Annotated in this window: 19 protein-coding genes and 1 pseudogene; 18 read left to right on the forward strand and 2 right to left on the reverse strand. The window is 35.8% G+C overall.

The window, feature by feature from the left end; all coding sequences use genetic code 11:
* Positions 1-2 precede the first annotated feature (2 nt).
* The 7 genes from mnmE to JIN86_RS16860 all read left to right on the forward strand — a co-directional run bounded on the left by mnmE (position 3) and on the right by JIN86_RS16860 (position 7836).
* On the forward strand, positions 3-1388 hold the full coding sequence (gene mnmE / locus JIN86_RS16830) for a tRNA uridine-5-carboxymethylaminomethyl(34) synthesis GTPase MnmE (protein ID WP_004233320.1): 1386 nt from the start codon (positions 3-5) through the stop codon (positions 1386-1388).
* Between the two features lie 27 nt (positions 1389-1415).
* On the forward strand, positions 1416-3308 hold the full coding sequence (gene mnmG / locus JIN86_RS16835) for a tRNA uridine-5-carboxymethylaminomethyl(34) synthesis enzyme MnmG (protein WP_004233321.1): 1893 nt from the start codon (positions 1416-1418) through the stop codon (positions 3306-3308).
* Positions 3309-3423: 115 nt separating this feature from the next.
* Entirely contained in the window at positions 3424-4140 is a 717-nt protein-coding gene (gene rsmG, locus JIN86_RS16840; protein ID WP_004233322.1) for a 16S rRNA (guanine(527)-N(7))-methyltransferase RsmG, read from the forward strand.
* A 179-nt stretch (positions 4141-4319) separates the two neighbouring features.
* Positions 4320-5219, forward strand: a complete 900-nt coding sequence (gene noc, locus JIN86_RS16845; RefSeq protein ID WP_004233323.1) for a nucleoid occlusion protein — start codon at positions 4320-4322, stop codon at positions 5217-5219.
* 223 nt (positions 5220-5442) lie between these two features.
* Positions 5443-6204, forward strand: coding sequence for a ParA family protein (locus tag JIN86_RS16850; protein WP_004233325.1), 762 nt, complete (start codon positions 5443-5445; stop codon positions 6202-6204).
* Complete coding sequence (locus tag JIN86_RS16855; RefSeq protein ID WP_004233327.1) at positions 6197-7045, forward strand: ParB/RepB/Spo0J family partition protein; 849 nt, start codon at positions 6197-6199, stop codon at positions 7043-7045. Before JIN86_RS16850 ends, JIN86_RS16855 begins: the two co-directional genes overlap by 8 nt.
* A gap of 77 nt (positions 7046-7122) precedes the next feature.
* Positions 7123-7836: a DUF554 domain-containing protein gene (locus JIN86_RS16860; protein ID WP_202342425.1), complete on the forward strand. Its 714-nt coding sequence runs from the start codon at positions 7123-7125 to the stop codon at positions 7834-7836.
* On the opposite strand, the gene yyaC is transcribed toward JIN86_RS16860, so the two are convergent.
* Positions 7756-8388, reverse strand: coding sequence for a spore protease YyaC (gene yyaC, locus JIN86_RS16865; RefSeq protein ID WP_004233333.1), 633 nt, complete (start codon positions 8386-8388; stop codon positions 7756-7758). The two genes, JIN86_RS16860 and yyaC, sit on opposite strands and share 81 nt — an antisense overlap.
* Positions 8389-8479: 91 nt before the next feature.
* On the opposite strand from yyaC, the gene JIN86_RS16870 reads away from it, so the two are divergent.
* The 4 genes from JIN86_RS16870 to JIN86_RS16885 all read left to right on the forward strand — a co-directional run bounded on the left by JIN86_RS16870 (position 8480) and on the right by JIN86_RS16885 (position 11878).
* The gene (locus JIN86_RS16870) at positions 8480-9352 is read left to right on the forward strand and encodes a mechanosensitive ion channel family protein (RefSeq protein WP_004233334.1); all 873 of its coding nucleotides are present in this window, start codon (positions 8480-8482) and stop codon (positions 9350-9352) included.
* Position 9353: 1 nt separating this feature from the next.
* Positions 9354-9554 carry a DUF951 domain-containing protein gene (locus tag JIN86_RS16875; RefSeq protein WP_004233342.1) on the forward strand — a complete coding sequence of 67 codons (201 nt, stop codon included), beginning with the start codon at positions 9354-9356 and terminating at the stop codon, positions 9552-9554.
* Positions 9555-9651: 97 nt separating this feature from the next.
* The gene (gene ychF / locus JIN86_RS16880; protein WP_016994923.1) at positions 9652-10752 is read left to right on the forward strand and encodes a redox-regulated ATPase YchF; all 1101 of its coding nucleotides are present in this window, start codon (positions 9652-9654) and stop codon (positions 10750-10752) included.
* An 85-nt stretch (positions 10753-10837) separates the two neighbouring features.
* Entirely contained in the window at positions 10838-11878 is a 1041-nt protein-coding gene (locus tag JIN86_RS16885) for an acyl-CoA dehydrogenase family protein (protein WP_202342426.1), read from the forward strand.
* Between the two features lie 67 nt (positions 11879-11945).
* Here the strand turns inward: JIN86_RS16885 and JIN86_RS16890 are convergent, their stop codons facing one another.
* Positions 11946-12515, reverse strand: a complete 570-nt coding sequence (locus JIN86_RS16890) for a DUF3267 domain-containing protein (RefSeq protein WP_202342427.1) — start codon at positions 12513-12515, stop codon at positions 11946-11948.
* A 176-nt stretch (positions 12516-12691) separates the two neighbouring features.
* Here JIN86_RS16890 and rpsF point away from each other — a divergent pair, with 176 nt between their 5' ends.
* The 7 genes and pseudogenes from rpsF to rpsR (JIN86_RS16925) all read left to right on the forward strand — a co-directional run bounded on the left by rpsF (position 12692) and on the right by rpsR (JIN86_RS16925) (position 16853).
* Entirely contained in the window at positions 12692-12979 is a 288-nt protein-coding gene (rpsF, locus tag JIN86_RS16895) for a 30S ribosomal protein S6 (protein WP_004233351.1), read from the forward strand.
* 43 nt (positions 12980-13022) lie between these two features.
* Entirely contained in the window at positions 13023-13592 is a 570-nt protein-coding gene (gene ssb / locus JIN86_RS16900; protein WP_004233352.1) for a single-stranded DNA-binding protein, read from the forward strand.
* A gap of 40 nt (positions 13593-13632) precedes the next feature.
* A complete protein-coding gene (gene rpsR, locus JIN86_RS16905; RefSeq protein ID WP_004233359.1) occupies positions 13633-13869 on the forward strand; it encodes a 30S ribosomal protein S18 in 237 nt (78 codons plus the stop codon).
* Positions 13870-14275: 406 nt separating this feature from the next.
* Positions 14276-14641 carry a hypothetical protein gene (locus tag JIN86_RS16910; RefSeq protein WP_202342428.1) on the forward strand — a complete coding sequence of 122 codons (366 nt, stop codon included), beginning with the start codon at positions 14276-14278 and terminating at the stop codon, positions 14639-14641.
* Positions 14642-14907: 266 nt separating this feature from the next.
* Positions 14908-15402: an RNA polymerase sigma factor gene (locus JIN86_RS16915; protein WP_202342429.1), complete on the forward strand. Its 495-nt coding sequence runs from the start codon at positions 14908-14910 to the stop codon at positions 15400-15402.
* Positions 15399-16148, forward strand: coding sequence for a hypothetical protein (locus JIN86_RS16920; RefSeq protein ID WP_202342430.1), 750 nt, complete (start codon positions 15399-15401; stop codon positions 16146-16148). Before JIN86_RS16915 ends, JIN86_RS16920 begins: the two co-directional genes overlap by 4 nt.
* 470 nt (positions 16149-16618) lie before the next feature.
* Positions 16619-16853, forward strand: a pseudogene (gene rpsR / locus JIN86_RS16925) (30S ribosomal protein S18).
* Positions 16854-16885: the final 32 nt, after the last annotated feature.

The following is a 16885-nucleotide window of genomic DNA, read 5'->3' on the forward strand; positions in this document are numbered from 1 at the left end:
AAATGGAGTTCGATACAATTGCTGCGATATCCACACCGATGGGTGAAGGTGCAATAGCCATCGTTCGTTTAAGTGGAGACGAGGCTGTGACGATTGCAGATAAAATATTCAAATCACCCGGGGGAAAAAGTTTAACAACCAAAGATTCGCACACTATTCATTATGGACATTTAGTCGATCCTAAAACTAATGAGGTAGTAGAGGAAGTAATGCTATCGCTGATGCGTGGGCCAAAAACATTCACACGTGAGGATGTAGTTGAAATAAACTGTCATGGTGGATTAGTTTCAGTCAAACGCGTGTTGCAACTTGCTTTAACAAGTGGAGCAAGGTTAGCTGAGCCAGGTGAATTCACAAAACGTGCCTTTTTAAATGGACGTATTGATTTATCACAGGCTGAAGCAGTAATGGATTTGATAAGAGCTAAAACAGATCGTGCGATGAATGTGGCTCTGGGTCAAATGGATGGAAAATTATCGAGACTTATTGGTGATTTGCGCCAAGCTTTACTAGAGACATTAGCCCAAGTAGAGGTTAATATAGATTATCCAGAGTATGATGATGTAGAAGAAATGACTGTACCTGTATTAATAGAGAAATGTACATGGGTAAAAAATGAAATTATAAAACTTTTGCAAACATCTTCTCAAGGAAAAATTTTACGTGAGGGATTATCAACAGTTATTTTAGGTCGTCCGAATGTAGGGAAATCTTCACTATTAAATAGCTTAGTACAAGAAAATAAGGCCATAGTGACAGATATTGCAGGGACTACTCGTGATATTATAGAGGAGTACGTCAATGTCCGAGGTGTTCCACTTCGTTTAGTGGATACAGCGGGTATTCGGGAAACAGAAGATATTGTTGAACGAATTGGAGTAGAACGCTCACGGGAAGCTCTTCGTGGAGCTGATTTAATTCTGTTTGTATTAAACTATGCAGATGAATTAACTGCTGAGGATGAGCGTCTATTCGAAACAATTGAAGCGATGGATTACATCGTCATTGTCAATAAAACAGATTTACCGCAAAAAATTGATTTGGCTCGTGTCAAAGAATTAGCTGGTGAGCATCGCATTGTAACAACTTCTCTGCTACAAGAGGAAGGTATTACAGAGCTAGAAGAAGCCATTGCTGCATTATTCTTTGAGGGACAAATCGAAGCGGGCGATTTAACATATGTTTCAAATGCAAGACATATTGCCCTTCTGCACCAAGCGCAAGCAACGGTAGAAGATGCAATAGCAGCTGCACAGGATGGTGTACCAGTTGATATGGTACAAATTGATGTAACAAGAACATGGGAAATACTTGGCGAAATCATTGGTGATACTGTTCAAGAAAGCCTCATCAATCAACTATTTTCTCAGTTCTGTTTAGGAAAATAATTTTTAGAAAGAAAGGAAGGTACGAGCATGCCAACAAAATATGAGGCAGGCACGTTTGATGTGATTGTGATTGGTGCTGGTCATGCAGGTTCAGAAGCTGCACATGCTGCCGCTAAAATGGGCGCTAGCACATTAATGCTAACAATCAATTTAGATATGATTGCATTTATGCCATGTAATCCATCTATTGGTGGTCCTGCCAAGGGAATTGTCGTACGTGAGATTGACGCTTTAGGAGGCGTCATGGGGAAAGTGATAGATAAAACGCATATTCAAATGCGAATGTTGAATACAGGGAAAGGCCCAGCTGTACGTGCATTGCGCGCACAAGCGGACAAAGTTTTGTATCAGCAAGAAATGAAACGAGTATTAGAGGAAACACCAAATTTAACAATCCATCAAGGGATGGTTGAAGAGTTAATTATTGAGGATGGAGAAGTAAAAGGGGTCATTACACAAATTGGTGCCGTTTATCGTGCTAAAACAGTCGTCGTGACAACAGGTACTTTCCTACGTGGTGAAATCATTATCGGTGATATTAAATATTCAAGTGGTCCTAATAACCAGCAACCGTCAATTCGCTTAGCTGATAATTTAAAAGAGCTAGGTTTTGACCTAGTTCGATTTAAAACAGGTACACCACCACGTGTGAATAATCGTACAATAAACTATGACAAAACAGAGATTCAACCAGGAGATGATGTCCCACGTGCATTTAGTTTTGAAACAACTGAATTCATCATGGATCAGCTACCTTGCTGGTTAACATACACAAGTCCTGAAACACATGAAATTATTGAAGCAAATTTACATCTTTCACCTATGTACTCAGGGATGATTAAAGGGACAGGTCCACGTTATTGCCCATCTATTGAAGATAAAGTTGTACGTTTTAATGATAAGCCAAGACATCAAATCTTCTTAGAGCCAGAAGGCCGCAATACACGTGAGGTTTATGTTCAAGGTTTGTCAACAAGCCTACCAGAGCATGTTCAAACACGTTTACTAAAATCTATACCTGGCTTAGAGAATGCGGAAATGATGCGTGCTGGTTATGCTATTGAATACGATTCAATTGTGCCAACACAATTATGGCCAACTTTAGAAACCAAACGTATTAAAGGATTATATACAGCAGGTCAAATTAACGGTACATCTGGCTATGAAGAAGCTGCCGCGCAAGGCTTAATGGCGGGCATGAATGCAGCTGCTAATGTACTAGGTAAAGACGAATTAATTTTAAGCCGTTCTGATGCTTATATTGGCGTTTTGATCGATGACCTAGTGACTAAAGGAACAAATGAGCCATATCGTTTATTAACATCTCGTGCAGAGTATCGTTTACTATTACGTCACGATAATGCAGATCTACGATTAGTAGAGTTAGCTTATAACATGGGGATGATTCCACAAGAAAGATATGCTAGTTTCAATGAGAAAAAAGAGCTGATTGAAAATGAAATTGCACGTCTTCGTGAAGTCATTATTAAGCCAAATGAAGCCACACAATCTGTTATTCGTTCTGTTGGTGGTAGTGAATTAAAAGACGGTATACGTGGTGCAGATTTATTAAAACGCCCTGAAATGCATTATGAGTTAATTTCTTCTTTAATTCCGGCAGAAATTGAATTGGCGGATGAAGTGAAAGAACAAATTGAAATTCAGCTTAAATATGAAGGCTATATCGAAAAAGCATTGCAACAGGTGGAGAAACTACACAAAATGGAAAACAAAAAAATTCCTGAGAATATTGATTACGATGCTATTTCAGGTTTAGCAACAGAAGCGCGTCAAAAATTAAAACAAGTTACACCACTGTCTATTGCGCAAGCCTCTCGTATTTCTGGTGTTAATCCAGCTGATATTTCAATTCTGCTTGTTTATATTGAACAAGGTAAAATTGCGAAAGTAAGCAGCTGATCATCAACAACAGTAAAGTAAATAAGAGGCGGGCATACCATTGTGCCCGCTTCCTATTTTTAAGGCTATACTATTAGTTGGAGTTGTATAGCTAAATCAACAAAGGAGACTTTACATGAACGAACAACAATTTATTGAGGCTCTGAAAGAGAAAGGGATCGAACTTTCTGATATACAGATTGCTCAATTTAAAAAGTATTTTGAATTACTTGTTGAGTGGAATGAAAAGATGAATTTAACTGCCATTACAGATTTAGAAGGCGTGTATTTAAAGCATTTCTTCGATTCGATTAGTCCTTCATTTTACTTTGATTTTTCAAAAGTCATAACTGTTTGTGATGTTGGGGCAGGAGCTGGTTTCCCAAGTATCCCAATAAAAATCTGTTTCCCACATTTACAAGTTACAATTGTCGACTCCTTAAATAAAAGAATTACCTTTTTAAATCATTTAAGTGATGAGTTACAATTAGAGAATATGCATTTTGTACATGCTCGAGCGGAAGAGTTTGGTCAAAATTTAAAATACCGCGAACAATTTGATGTGGTAACAGCACGTGCTGTAGCTCGTTTATCCGTTCTAGCAGAGTTATGTGTACCTTTAGCGAAACAAGAGGGATACTTTGTTGCTTTAAAAGCCGCAGCTGGGGCAGAAGAATTAAAGGATGCTAAAAAAGCTTTAACAACATTAGGTGTTAAACTGAGAGAGGAATTTTCTTTCAAGCTACCTGTTGAAGAAAGTGAACGCATTTTATATATATTTGATAAAATAAAAGGAACACCGAAAAAATATCCGCGTAAGCCAGGTGTACCAAATAAAACACCGATTCAATAATTAGTGTTTCATGTGAAACTTCTCAAAGTGGAAAATATTTTTTCTATTTTGAGCATACATACTAGTTATGGATGGTTCACGCAAAAGACATCTATGAACTATATACATTTAAAGAAATATAATAAATAATAATAGAATGACACAGAGCAAGATAGTTACTTAAAGGTGGTGCCACTTGGATGAAAAGTCCTTTTTCACGTTTTTTTGGAGGCGGAAGTAAAACAGAGCCTATTGTGAAAAATGAAGTAGAACAAGCAGAGGCGGTTCATGCAGCGGAAGAAGTCATAAAGTTGCCTATTGATCAAATTGTACCTAACCGTTTTCAGCCACGTACTATTTTTGATGATGAAAAAATTGAAGAATTATCAAGAACCATTCATACACATGGTGTGATTCAGCCAATTGTTGTACGTAAAACATCAGACAATCAATATGAAATTATCGCTGGTGAGCGTCGTTATCGAGCGATGAAAAAGCTACAATGGACAGAGGTCCCTGCTATTGTACGTAATTTAACTGATAAGGAAACAGCATCTATTGCGTTAATAGAGAACTTGCAGCGTGAGGAGTTAACTGCAATTGAAGAAGCGGTAGCCTATCAAAAATTATTAGAGCTTCATGAGCTAACACAGGAAGCTCTTGCCCAAAGACTTGGAAAAGGACAATCCACTGTAGCCAACAAATTACGTTTATTAAGGCTGCCAGATGAAGTACAGCAAGCTATTTTAAAGCGAAAAATATCTGAACGTCATGCACGTGCATTAATTGCTATTAAAGATCAACCATTGCAACTAGAAATTTTACAGCTAGCAATTGAAAATGATTGGAATGTGCGACAGTTAGAGGAGCAAATCCAGGCTATATTACATCCTGTAGCTGATGAGCAGGAAGAATCAATTCCAAAGAAAGCTAAGCCAAAACGTAAAGCTATAAGTAAAGATGTACGTATTGCTTTGAATACCATCAAACAGTCATTAACGATGGTAACAAAAAGTGGGATTACAGTGAAAACTGAAGAAGAAGATACAGAAGAATACTATCAAATTACAGTGAAGATTCCTAAAAAGAAAAAAGTGTAATAAATTATTTTAGAAAAATAATCTGTGATCAAATTTATCACTGTACAAGGGAGATATCTCAGAAGGTTAATAGAGATATCTCCTTTTTTGTATATATTCTTAATATTTTATACAACTCTCTTCAAATTTTTTGATAGAATGAAAGTTAGATAGCGGATTAAATAGTGATTTTACAAATGATTTGTCAAAGTAAACTTTGATAGATGAAAGCAGGTGCTTTTAAATGGGTAGAATTATAGCAATCGCCAATCAAAAGGGTGGCGTCGGTAAAACAACAACTTCGGTCAATTTGAGCGCTTGCCTAGCATACTTAGGTAAGAAAGTGCTTTTAATTGATACTGATCCGCAGGGTAATACAACAAGTGGACTTGGTATTAATAAAGGAGAAATCCAGGGTTGCATTTATGATGTGCTAATTGATGATGAAGATGTTCAAAATGTCATTCAAAAAACAAATGTAGAAAATTTATCTATCGTGCCAGCAACAATCTCACTTGCAGGTGCAGAAATTGAATTGGTTTCAACTATTTCAAGAGAAGTACGTTTAAAACATGCCTTACAAAATGTGAAAGAGGATTTCGATTATATAATTATTGACTGTCCACCATCTTTAGGGCTTTTAACAATCAATGCGTTAACAGCTTCAGATGCGCTCATTATTCCTGTACAATGTGAATATTATGCATTGGAAGGGTTAAGTCAATTACTATCAACAGTTCGCCTCGTTCAAAAGCATTTAAATCAACAGCTTTACATCGATGGCGTTTTATTAACAATGCTAGATGCACGCACAAACTTAGGCTTGCAAGTTATTGATGAAGTGAAAAAGTATTTCCAAGATAAAGTATATAAAACAATAATTCCTCGTAATGTGCGATTAAGTGAGGCACCAAGTCATGGTCAACCAATCATCACTTATGATGCAAAATCTAGAGGTGCAGAAGTTTATTTAGAGATGGCGAGGGAAGTGATTAAAAATGGCTAAAGGTCTAGGAAAGGGTATTGGGGCATTATTTCCAGGAGAGTCTCTAGAACACAGTGGTCAAGTGGAAGAAATCCAATTAGATTTAATTGTTGCGAACCCATTTCAGCCTCGTAAAATTTTCGATGAAGAAAGTTTACAAGAATTAGCTGATTCTATTAAAGAACATGGAATTTTGCAGCCAATTGCCGTGCGTAAAAAAGCACGCAAGTTTGAAATTGTTGCGGGGGAGCGTCGTTACAGAGCTTGCCTATTAGCTGGCCTCGAGGTGATTCCTGTCATTATAAAAGAGCTATCTGATGCACAAATGATGGAGCTAGCTATTTTAGAAAACCTCCAACGTGAAGATTTAACTGTAATTGAAGAAGCAGAAGCCTACCAGAGTTTAATGGAAAACTTACATTTAACACAGGAAGAGTTATCGAAGCGATTAGGAAAAAGTAGACCACATATTGCCAATCATGTTCGGCTACTGGCATTACCAGAAGATGTACGTAAATTGATGAATGATGGAACTTTATCGATGGGGCAGGGACGGGCATTACTAGGCTTAAAAAATAAAAGAAGAATATCAGAAGTGGCTAATAAGGTAATAACTCTGGGATTGAATGTACGTCAAGTTGAATTATTAGTGCAAAACTTAAATGAAGAAGTTTCACGTGAAACAATCCCACCTAAGAAAAAAGATATCTTTGTAACTGCAAAGGAGTCACAATTACGAGATTACTTTGGAACAAATGTTCAAATAAAGAAAACAAATAATAAAGGGAAAATAGAAATTGAATTTTATTCTGAAGATGATTTAGAACGTATATTGGAAATATTAAACATACAAGAAGAATAAAATAATATTTCTATAACTTAATCAGAGCGCCAAGCAATAGGCGCTCTCTATTTTTTAGAGAGAAAGAAGGCTTAAGTGTGGTATTACTAGGGGCATTGATAAATGCTGTGTTAATTATAGCAGGAGCATTAGTAGGGCGGATTTTTAAAAATATCCCTGAATCTATGAAATCTACGGTCCTTTCTATTATTGGTTTAGCCGTCACATTATTAGGGATAAAAATGGGCTTTGAAAGTGATAATTTTATTATACTGGTAGTAAGTTTAGTGGTAGGTACAGTAATAGGTGAGTGGTTAGATTTAGATAAACAAATGAATCGTCTTGGTAAATGGGTAGAGAATTTATTTCGTACAAAACGGGATGACCAAAATCAAATTAGCATAGCAGAGGGCTTTGTAACTGCCTCACTAATTTTTGTTGTAGGATCAATGGCTGTTATTGGTGCTCTTGATAGTGGTCTTCGTAATGATCATAATGTACTCATTACAAAAGGATTAATAGATGGATTTACATCCATTATTCTAGCATCGACATTAGGTATAGGTGTACTGCTATCCGCTGTACCTGTCTTTGTTTATCAAGGATTAATAGCTCTTTTTGCAGGTGTTATAAGTTCCTTTATCCCTGATGCTGCACTGCAAATGTTCATTACAGAAATGACGGCTGTTGGCGGGGTTATGATTATGGCAATAGGGTTAAACATTGCAGGCTTAGCTAAGATCAAAGCTGCTAACTTGCTGCCAGGTATCGTCATTGTTGGTATTATGGTGGCTTTCTTCTACATTTTTTAGTGAATAACGATGAGCAGCCAGTAATAATGCTCTAGAAAGCTTTTCAGCCATTGCATAAGAGATATGAAGTCTTGTATTTTGTAAAACAAGCATTTCCATAAAGCCTCCAATATTGACGATTCCTTTCACGGAAATGTCTCCAATTGGGGGTAATTCTTTTTTTACAGCTTTTCCAGGGAAGATGGGTCCACTTTGAACTGAAATATGACCAACATTTTGCTCACTGCCGAGACAGGCATCAATCGCAATAATGAATGGTTTTGTAGTATGATTGTGTAGCTGTTGCATTGTAGAATTTAGGTTTAGAGCATGTAAAGGATCTTCTAAGGAACCTACAATTTCATAAGGAAAGCTAACAGATTTTTTTAAAAAGCTACCAGTTAATGGTCCAAGTGTATCACCCGTACATCGATCACTGCCAATACAACAAAAAATTAGTCTTTCATGATGAAACGGTATATGTTCTAAAAATAATGTACTTAATTGCCAAACAGCATTTTTACTCTCATGATGAAGGGAATAAGGTAGTAACAAATTTGGTATAGTATTCATAAAAAAACTCACTTTCTTTTTATTTTTAGAAGTGCTCAATTTTTATGCAGTATACGCAAATTTTTAGCAAGTTATTCAAGAGGTGGTAATGATGGAAAAGAATAAAAAGTTAATGGAGAAATACTGGGACAAGCTCACATCTCAGGATCTTTGGGAACAAGTGATTGATGCATCTATAGAAATTTTGCTCATTCTATTCGTATCGTGGATAGCTGTAAGATTAGGTAAAAAATTTATTAAAAAAGTGTTTTTAATCCGTATGCGTTCACCATTGAGCCACTCAGAACGACGCCAACGAACAATTTCAAGATTATTACAAAGTGTGATTTCCTATGTCGTTTATTTCTCTGCAATCATTGGTATACTTTCTTCCTTAAATATAAAGGTAGCAGGTTTATTAGCGGGTGCAGGAATTGTTGGTTTAGCAATAGGTTTTGGTGCTCAAAGCTTAGTAAAGGATGTTATTACTGGATTCTTTATTATTTTTGAAGACCAGTTTGGTGTAGGCGATTATATAAAAATAAATGCAGCAGAAGGTACGGTTGTAGAAATTGGCTTACGTACAACAAAAATTAATGGTGCTACTGGTGAACAGTTCATCATTCCTAATGGTGCCATAGGCGAAGTCATCAATTATTCTGTAAACAACTCGAAAATTTTTATAGATTTACAAATGGCCACGGATGCTGATTTTGAGAAAGCAGAAGGGGTTATTAATAAGTATTTAGAGACATTGCCTAAGATGCATAAAGAATTAATTGCAGCTCCAGTATTTCTAGGTGTGCAAAATGTTAAAGGGACAGAAGTAACCATACGTATAGCCGCTGAAACATTACCGCAGCAACAATATGGAGTAGCACGTACCATACGCCGCGATATTACGAAGCTCTTTGAAGAAAATAATATACCAATGGTCTATCCAAAAATGATGTTCTATGGCAAAGATGAGGGGAGAAGTGTGTAAGATGGAGGCAAAAAAATTTGGTTTAAATGATATTGTTGAAATGAAAAAACAACATCCATGTGGTACCAACAAATGGAAAATTATTCGTATGGGGGCGGATGTACGTATCAAATGCGAAGGATGTCAGCATAGTGTCATGATTCCACGTCGTGAATTTGAGAAAAAAATGAAAAAGGTTTTATTTTCTGCGGATGAGTCGTAACATCAGGCATATTAGACTTTTTCTTAGTGAATCAATATAATAGATAAGGTTATATGAGAGAAAATTTGAACTGAGTATAGAAAGGTTGTGTCCATCAATGGCATTAACAGCTGGAATCGTTGGTTTACCTAACGTTGGAAAATCAACATTATTTAACGCAATAACAAAAGCGGGCGCATTGGCTGCAAACTATCCATTCGCAACGATCGATCCAAACGTTGGTATAGTTGAAGTACCTGATGCACGTTTAGATAAATTAACAGAATTAGTGGTACCGAAAAAAACTGTGCCAACTGCATTTGAATTTACAGATATCGCTGGAATTGTTAAAGGTGCTTCCAAGGGTGAAGGATTAGGAAATAAGTTCCTAGCTCATATTCGTGAAGTAGACGCAATTTGTCAAGTAGTACGTTGTTTTGTAGACGAAAACATAACTCACGTTTCTGGTGCAGTAGATCCAATTGACGATATTGAAGTTATTAACCTAGAGCTTGCACTAGCTGACTTAGAATCTGTGGATAAACGTTTACAACGAGTTAGCAAAATGGCGAAACAAAAAGATAAAGAGGCTATGATAGAAGAGCCAGTGCTTTTAAAAATTAAAGAGCAACTAGAAAACGGTAAACCAGCTAGAGCAGCTGAGCTATCAGATGATGAATTGAAGGTAATTAAAGGTCTTCATCTGCTAACAATTAAACCAATGCTTTATGTAGCAAACGTTTCAGAAGATGAAGTAGCAGATGCAGACAACAACGAGTATGTGAAAAAAGTACGTGAGTATGCATCCGCTGAAGGTGCTCAGGTCATTACTATTTGTGCAAAAATCGAAGAAGAAATTTCTGAGTTAGATGATGAAGAAAAAGCTATGTTCTTAGAAGAATTAGGAATTAAAGAATCTGGTTTAGATCAACTAATTCGTACTTCTTATGACTTATTAGGACTAGCTACTTACTTCACTGCAGGTGTACAAGAGGTACGTGCCTGGACGTTCCGTAAAGGAATGAAGGCACCGCAATGTGCAGGTATTATTCATACTGACTTTGAGCGCGGCTTTATTCGTGCAGAAACAGTGGCATATGATGATCTTCTTGAGGCAGGTTCGCAAGCAGCGGCTAAGGAAGCTGGTAAAGTACGTCTTGAAGGTAAAGAATATGAAGTACAAGATGGCGATATTATGTTATTCCGCTTTAATGTATAAAAAACTTACAAGGGCAATCTAAAATGGTTGCCCTTTTTCGATTGTGTAGTTATCAGAATTTTTAATGTATGGAGGCGACTTATGAATGAATCCTGTGCAAATTAAGGAACGTGGTTTAGAGTTTGAGCAACTGGGGATGCTACCACAAGATGTCTTAGATTATATTTATGAACAACGATTATTCAAATTGTTCACTCCAAGAGAATTAGGTGGTAAAGATTTAAATTTAGTAGAAGGTGTAAAGGTATTTCAACAGATGTCTGCACTTGATGGCAATTTTGGATGGCTCATTACTATTGGTACAGGTGGAAACGCATTTATTCCAACATTCAGTAAGGAAATTTGTGAAAAAATCTATTCTCCTAAAGAAGCAGTTATAGCAGGTAGTGGAAATCCAACAGGGATAGCTATAAAAACAATTGGTGGCTATTATGTAACAGGGCAATGGAAGTATTGTAGTGGTTCTAATTATGCTTCAACATTTACGATGAATTGTTTAATTGAAGAAGATGGTATCAAAACCGAAAAAATTATTAGCTGCTCAGTAAATGCACATGATGTAGAGATTTTGAATGATTGGTCTGCAATGGGTTTAAAGGCAACAGCTAGTCATACAATCCGTGTAAACAATGTTTGGGTGCCACAGGAAGCTACTTTTCAATTAGGGATCATCAGCAACGATTATGGCAATTCAGTACATAGCTTTCCATTTACCACTTTTGCAGAGGCTTCCTTTTTAGGCGTTTGTCTTGGGATGACAGAGAATTTTTTAGAAGAAGCTTTTGCTTTAATGAAGCAACGAAATCATGATGGAAGTAGAACTGAACGAATTGGAGCCTTTCAATTTTTATGGATGCAGCAGCACAAACGCTTCAAGCAATGCGAGGAACAGTTTTATGCAACATTATCTGTCTATTGGCAACAGCATCAAAAAGGTGAACAATTAACGGAAGAGGAATTATCACAATTTACAAAAATGGCTAAGGATATAGCTGCTGCTTGCTTAGAGATAGCGAATAATTTAATACGCAGTCTCGGTATGGATGCTATTACAGAAACCTCTACGATTAACCGTATTTGGAGAAATTTATATACAGCAGCCCAGCATGGATTTTTAACTCCGTAAAGTATAAATAGAATCTGTAGTTGTTTATTTCTAATCTACAGATTCTATTTAATTATGTAGTCTTACTTTAATGATCCTCCTTTTCCTGTAATAGATAAACATACAGCTTTGGTAATTTAGGGTCATCCTGAACGATAGCATTACGTGGATATTTCCGTAGCTCTTTATACATGGCAAAATCGCCTACAGCTCCAGCTATTAACACCGCCCCTATTAATATTAAAACGGTACTGTTAAGATAAAACCCAACAATGGTTGGGAGTACTCCAGTCGTCCAGAATGGCAGTAATAGAGCTTTTTTCATAGCATGGTTGGGGAGAGGACGCTCAGTAGTTGCATAGGCAATACCTTGTTCTAAATTTACACCATATTTCAGAGCTTTAAAGGGAACTCTGCCAAAAATCATAAAGCCAATTAAATGAAAAGCCTCGTGTAGGATAATAAAAATTATATACAGCACAACAAATAGTGCTGTGCCACCAATCATCTTCCAAAAAGAAAAATGGAAATCTTTAAAGCAAATATATTGGATGGCAATAAATAATATGACAAGACCACTTGTAATCACAAAATTGTCGATCATTAACTTTTTTAAATCTAATTCGATAACGATAGGCTCCTTATTGTTGGTTAACATGAAGGCACTCCTTTCATAGATAATGAAATATACTGCCATTATATAACGAATTATTAGTTTGTGACTTGAAAGACATGTACCTATATGTTACAATTCATTGATGTGAGTAATAATTAATTACTTGCTCCTTGCTCCCTTAATTAGGAGAGCCTAAGTCCATAAGGAGGTGTAAACAGATGAGAAAATACGAATTAATGTACATCGTACGTCCGAACATTGAAGACGAAGCGAAGAAAGCTTTAGTTGAACGTTTCAACGAAATGTTAACTTCTAACGGTGCAGAAGTCATCGAATCAAAAGAATGGGGCAAACGCCGCTTAGCTTATGAAATTAAAGACTTCCGCGAAGGTTACTACCAAATCGTAAAAGTAAACGCTACTTCAGATGCAATCAACGAATATACACGTCTTGCTAACATCAGCGAAGACATCATTCGCCACATTGCAGTTCGCGAAGAAGCTTAATAATTAATTTTTTACAAAACGCTGAAAAGGAGGTTGTATTCTGATGATTAACCGTGTCGTATTAGTTGGAAGACTAACAAAAGATCCTGAGCTACGTTATACACCGAATGGAGTTGCGTCTACAAGATTTACAGTAGCTGTAAACCGTGCATTCTCAAATCAACAAGGTGAACGCGAAGCTGATTTCATTAGCTGTGTTGCTTGGCGAAAACAGGCTGAAAACCTAGCGAACTTCATGCGAAAAGGAAGTTTAATTGGGGTAGAAGGTCGTATCCAGACAGGCAGTTATGAAGGACAAGATGGTAAGCGAGTATACACAACAGATGTCGTGGCGGATAGCGTACAGTTTTTAGAACCCCGTAATGGTAGCGGTGCTCCTGCTCCTCAATATGGTGGTGGACAAACTTACGGTAATAACCAACCGTCATATGGCGGTGGTCAACCACAACAACAGTTTGGTGGCGCTATGCCAGGGCAGGGTTCCTATGGCGGCGATTCTTATCAGCAAAATCAACCACCTATGAATCAGCCGAATTATACACGTGTAGATGAGGATCCATTTGCGAATAGCAAAGGGCCAATAGAAGTATCTGAGGATGATCTTCCATTCTAATATTTCTAAATGATAAAAAAAGATAAGGAGGAGACACACTATGGCACCACGTCGCGGAGGCCGCAAACGCCGTAAAGTTTGCTACTTCACTTCAAACAATATTACGCACATCGACTACAAAGATGTAGATTTATTAAAAAAATTCATCTCTGAGCGCGGTAAAATTTTACCACGTCGCGTAACTGGCACAAGTGCAAAGTACCAACGTAAATTAACTTCAGCTATCAAAGTATCTCGTATTATGGGATTACTTCCATTCGTAGCAGAAGATAAATAAAATTTATTTATTAATAAAAGCACAACAAGGTTTTCATAACCTTTGTTGTGCTTTTTTTATTTATACTGTTTTCTCAACGATTGTTGCTATAAAGGAAAGTTGGGATTATTCAACAATCTCGCCCGTTGAAGATCGTTATTGAACTAAAGCACCAGGTTAGTTCAATAAGAAAAAAAGAGCTGCATACACAACTCAATGATTTTTAACTATATATTCACCCCTAGAATAAATGTCAACTCATGCATAGATGTGTAATTTATAGTTTTCAAGATAGTTTCCTTTTTCCCTTAAACAGGCATCTTTTATTTCTATTTAAATCAGAAAATTCTGAATTATGGTGGACGAAAAACCGTCATCATATATATTATAGTTGTATAAATTACAAATTAAGGGGGAAGTGGAAATTATGTTTAAATTAAGTAAATTGGCAGCAATGATGCTTGTTGTACTTATGTTTTTTGCATCTACTAGTTCAACTAATGCCGCAGAAGTTGTTCAAAGCGATGTTGTGGAAGTAAATCTATCTTTAGCAGGAGATGATTATCCAGATGACTCAATCTCTCCTTTCGGTTTCTATCTTTATAAGGACGTGGATATCCCTTCTCCTCAAACTTATTCAACTCACAGCAATGTACCAGCAACCTATTATTATGAAGCATTCAGTGGATCATATTGGTATAAGGGTTGGATAAATCTTTACAAAACGGAAAAACTTACAAATGGCACTTGGAGAGGATATTACAGGGGAACAGTTTCTGCTTGGGTTGAATAAATTATCAAATGTAAAATTATTTCAAGCTCACCTATTTGGTGGGCTTGTTTTATTTAAGAGAACGATAGATATAGCAAAGTATCAACGATAGGTACCTAAAATGACATTCTAATTACATAATATAATAAGATTAGATTCGGATATAAGACTATTGAAAAATATTTTTCCAATTTTTATGCATTGATCAGTTTTTAGGTAAAATTATTTTATATAGAATGTCACCAAATGGTAACTTCATGTGTGTTATAAGTGAAAGGAGTTGATGGATGTTGCAACAATTAGTTTGGTCGAACGAACTAGATATAGAACGAATTGTTGATAAATATGGAAATATGCTTTTTAGAATGTGTCTTGTTATTCTATGCAATGAGAATGATGCAGAGGATGTCGTACAAGACACTTTTATTACCTATCTAACTAAATCTCCACCATTTAACGATTCAGAACATGAGAAGGCATGGTTGATTACTATTGCTACAAATCGCTGCAAGAATATGAGAAGGTACAATATTATTCGTAAACATATGGATATTAATGATTTGCAACTATATTGTAAGGATGATGAAAACTATGGTTTAATCGAACATCTTATGAGATTGCCAAATAAACATAAGATTGTATTGTTACTTTATTATGTAGAGGGCTATAAAGTAGATGAAATAGCAAAAATACTTGCCATTACTACTTCAGCAGTTAAAAAGCGATTACAACGTGGAAGAGAGCTTATTCGAGAAAGATATCGAAAGGAGAATGAAATATGAACTTTGATAAGATTAAAGAAGCTGTTAATTCTATTGAAATGTCAAAAACTATGAAAAATCGTGTGAAAAAAAATTGCAATATTACAGAAAAGAAAAATTTTAAAGGACGGATTTCTGCAGCTTGTGCATTTGCAATCCTATTGTCAATTATGATAGGCATTCCACTTTTCAATAAGAATGGAAACTTTCAAGTCGCAAATTTTGCAATCACAGCTTATGCATTGAGTGATGATGGGAATCAGCTTAATACCAAGCTTTCATCAGATAAAGCCACTTTTGAATTATCAACTGAAGCTAGAGGTAGTACAACTGATATTACTGGTGATGTAGATAATTTAATTTTTACAAAGCTTATGCTAAATATAAGTGGAGAACATATCGACTCAATCACTTATACCATTAGCAAAGGCAAGTTTATAGAGGATGTTAGACTTACAGCTAAAGAATATGCAGACAAAGACTGGTTATTATCAGAAAAGATATTTATGATTGGAAGTTCGCCTGGTTCAGATATATACAATGGTACAAAGGAAATCGGAAATACCTATACAGTTAAGTATAATGAACAGGATAAATATAAATATTCACTTGCAATTCCTCATAATGGAAATTTGGTAATAGATGACGACATAATAATCAAAGTAATTTTAAAATATACAGATGGAAGCTCTGAACAACAAGATATTGTTGTAACTCAAGAATCAAATTCTATAAAATCAAATTCTATTTCATTAAAGCTTAATTAAAATAATCGAGATTCTACTACTGTACAAAGAACTAGGTTAACTGGAGAAAAGAAGAACTAGTAGAAAAATCTATAGGATAGATTAGAAACCAAAAATTGACGAGGATACTTATTACTCTTGGTAGTATTCTTAAGGTACGAAATTTATGTTGAATTTAGAAAGTTAAATTAGTAAGTATATTTATATTTTATAAAATATGTAGAAACCTTTCTCCAACTAAACCATACAATAGTTTGTCAATAATAATGAATAACAAAAAGTTCATTCTATACTAAATTGGGCATGCCAAATAACCTTTCTACTTTTGAATTTACCAAAAATATACAAGTTATCCGTTATAATCAAAATTTTAAACATTTTATTAAAAATATATTCAGAGAAGAACAACAAAGGGATTTGACAATGTAACTTGTCATATCTTCCATTCTAATACTTCTAAATGATAAAAAAAGATAAGGAGGAGACACACTATGGCACCACGTCGCGGAGGCCGCAAACGCCGTAAAGTTTGCTACTTCACTTCAAACAATATTACGCACATCGACTACAAAGATGTAGATTTATTAAAAAAATTCATCTCTGAGCGCGGTAAAATTTTACCACGTCGCGTAACTGGGACAAGTGCAAAGTACCAACGTAAATTAACTTCAGCTATCAAAGTATCTCGGTATTAGATTACTTCCATTCGTAGCAGAAGATAAATAAGATTGATGACGTTAAGGTAACTGACCTTACAT

The organism is Lysinibacillus sp. HST-98, assembly GCF_016757845.1.
Lineage (GTDB): Bacteria > Bacillota > Bacilli > Bacillales_A > Planococcaceae > Lysinibacillus > Lysinibacillus capsici.

Bases quoted from the DNA above. Each gene is read 5' to 3' on its own strand.
- mnmE (WP_004233320.1), top strand. From the start codon at position 3: ATGGAGTTCGATACAATTGCTGCGATATCCACACCGATGGGTGAAGGT.
- mnmG (WP_004233321.1), top strand. From the start codon at position 1,416: ATGCCAACAAAATATGAGGCAGGCACGTTTGATGTGATTGTGATTGGT.
- rsmG (WP_004233322.1), top strand. From the start codon at position 3,424: ATGAACGAACAACAATTTATTGAGGCTCTGAAAGAGAAAGGGATCGAA.
- noc (WP_004233323.1), top strand. From the start codon at position 4,320: ATGAAAAGTCCTTTTTCACGTTTTTTTGGAGGCGGAAGTAAAACAGAG.
- JIN86_RS16850 (WP_004233325.1), top strand. From the start codon at position 5,443: ATGGGTAGAATTATAGCAATCGCCAATCAAAAGGGTGGCGTCGGTAAA.
- JIN86_RS16855 (WP_004233327.1), top strand. From the start codon at position 6,197: ATGGCTAAAGGTCTAGGAAAGGGTATTGGGGCATTATTTCCAGGAGAG.
- yyaC (WP_004233333.1), bottom strand. From the start codon at position 8,388: ATGAATACTATACCAAATTTGTTACTACCTTATTCCCTTCATCATGAG.
- JIN86_RS16870 (WP_004233334.1), top strand. From the start codon at position 8,480: ATGGAAAAGAATAAAAAGTTAATGGAGAAATACTGGGACAAGCTCACA.
- JIN86_RS16875 (WP_004233342.1), top strand. From the start codon at position 9,354: ATGGAGGCAAAAAAATTTGGTTTAAATGATATTGTTGAAATGAAAAAA.
- ychF (WP_016994923.1), top strand. From the start codon at position 9,652: ATGGCATTAACAGCTGGAATCGTTGGTTTACCTAACGTTGGAAAATCA.
- JIN86_RS16885 (WP_202342426.1), top strand. From the start codon at position 10,838: ATGAATCCTGTGCAAATTAAGGAACGTGGTTTAGAGTTTGAGCAACTG.
- JIN86_RS16890 (WP_202342427.1), bottom strand. From the start codon at position 12,515: ATGTTAACCAACAATAAGGAGCCTATCGTTATCGAATTAGATTTAAAA.
- rpsF (WP_004233351.1), top strand. From the start codon at position 12,692: ATGAGAAAATACGAATTAATGTACATCGTACGTCCGAACATTGAAGAC.
- ssb (WP_004233352.1), top strand. From the start codon at position 13,023: ATGATTAACCGTGTCGTATTAGTTGGAAGACTAACAAAAGATCCTGAG.
- rpsR (WP_004233359.1), top strand. From the start codon at position 13,633: ATGGCACCACGTCGCGGAGGCCGCAAACGCCGTAAAGTTTGCTACTTC.
- JIN86_RS16910 (WP_202342428.1), top strand. From the start codon at position 14,276: ATGTTTAAATTAAGTAAATTGGCAGCAATGATGCTTGTTGTACTTATG.
- JIN86_RS16915 (WP_202342429.1), top strand. From the start codon at position 14,908: ATGTTGCAACAATTAGTTTGGTCGAACGAACTAGATATAGAACGAATT.
- JIN86_RS16920 (WP_202342430.1), top strand. From the start codon at position 15,399: ATGAACTTTGATAAGATTAAAGAAGCTGTTAATTCTATTGAAATGTCA.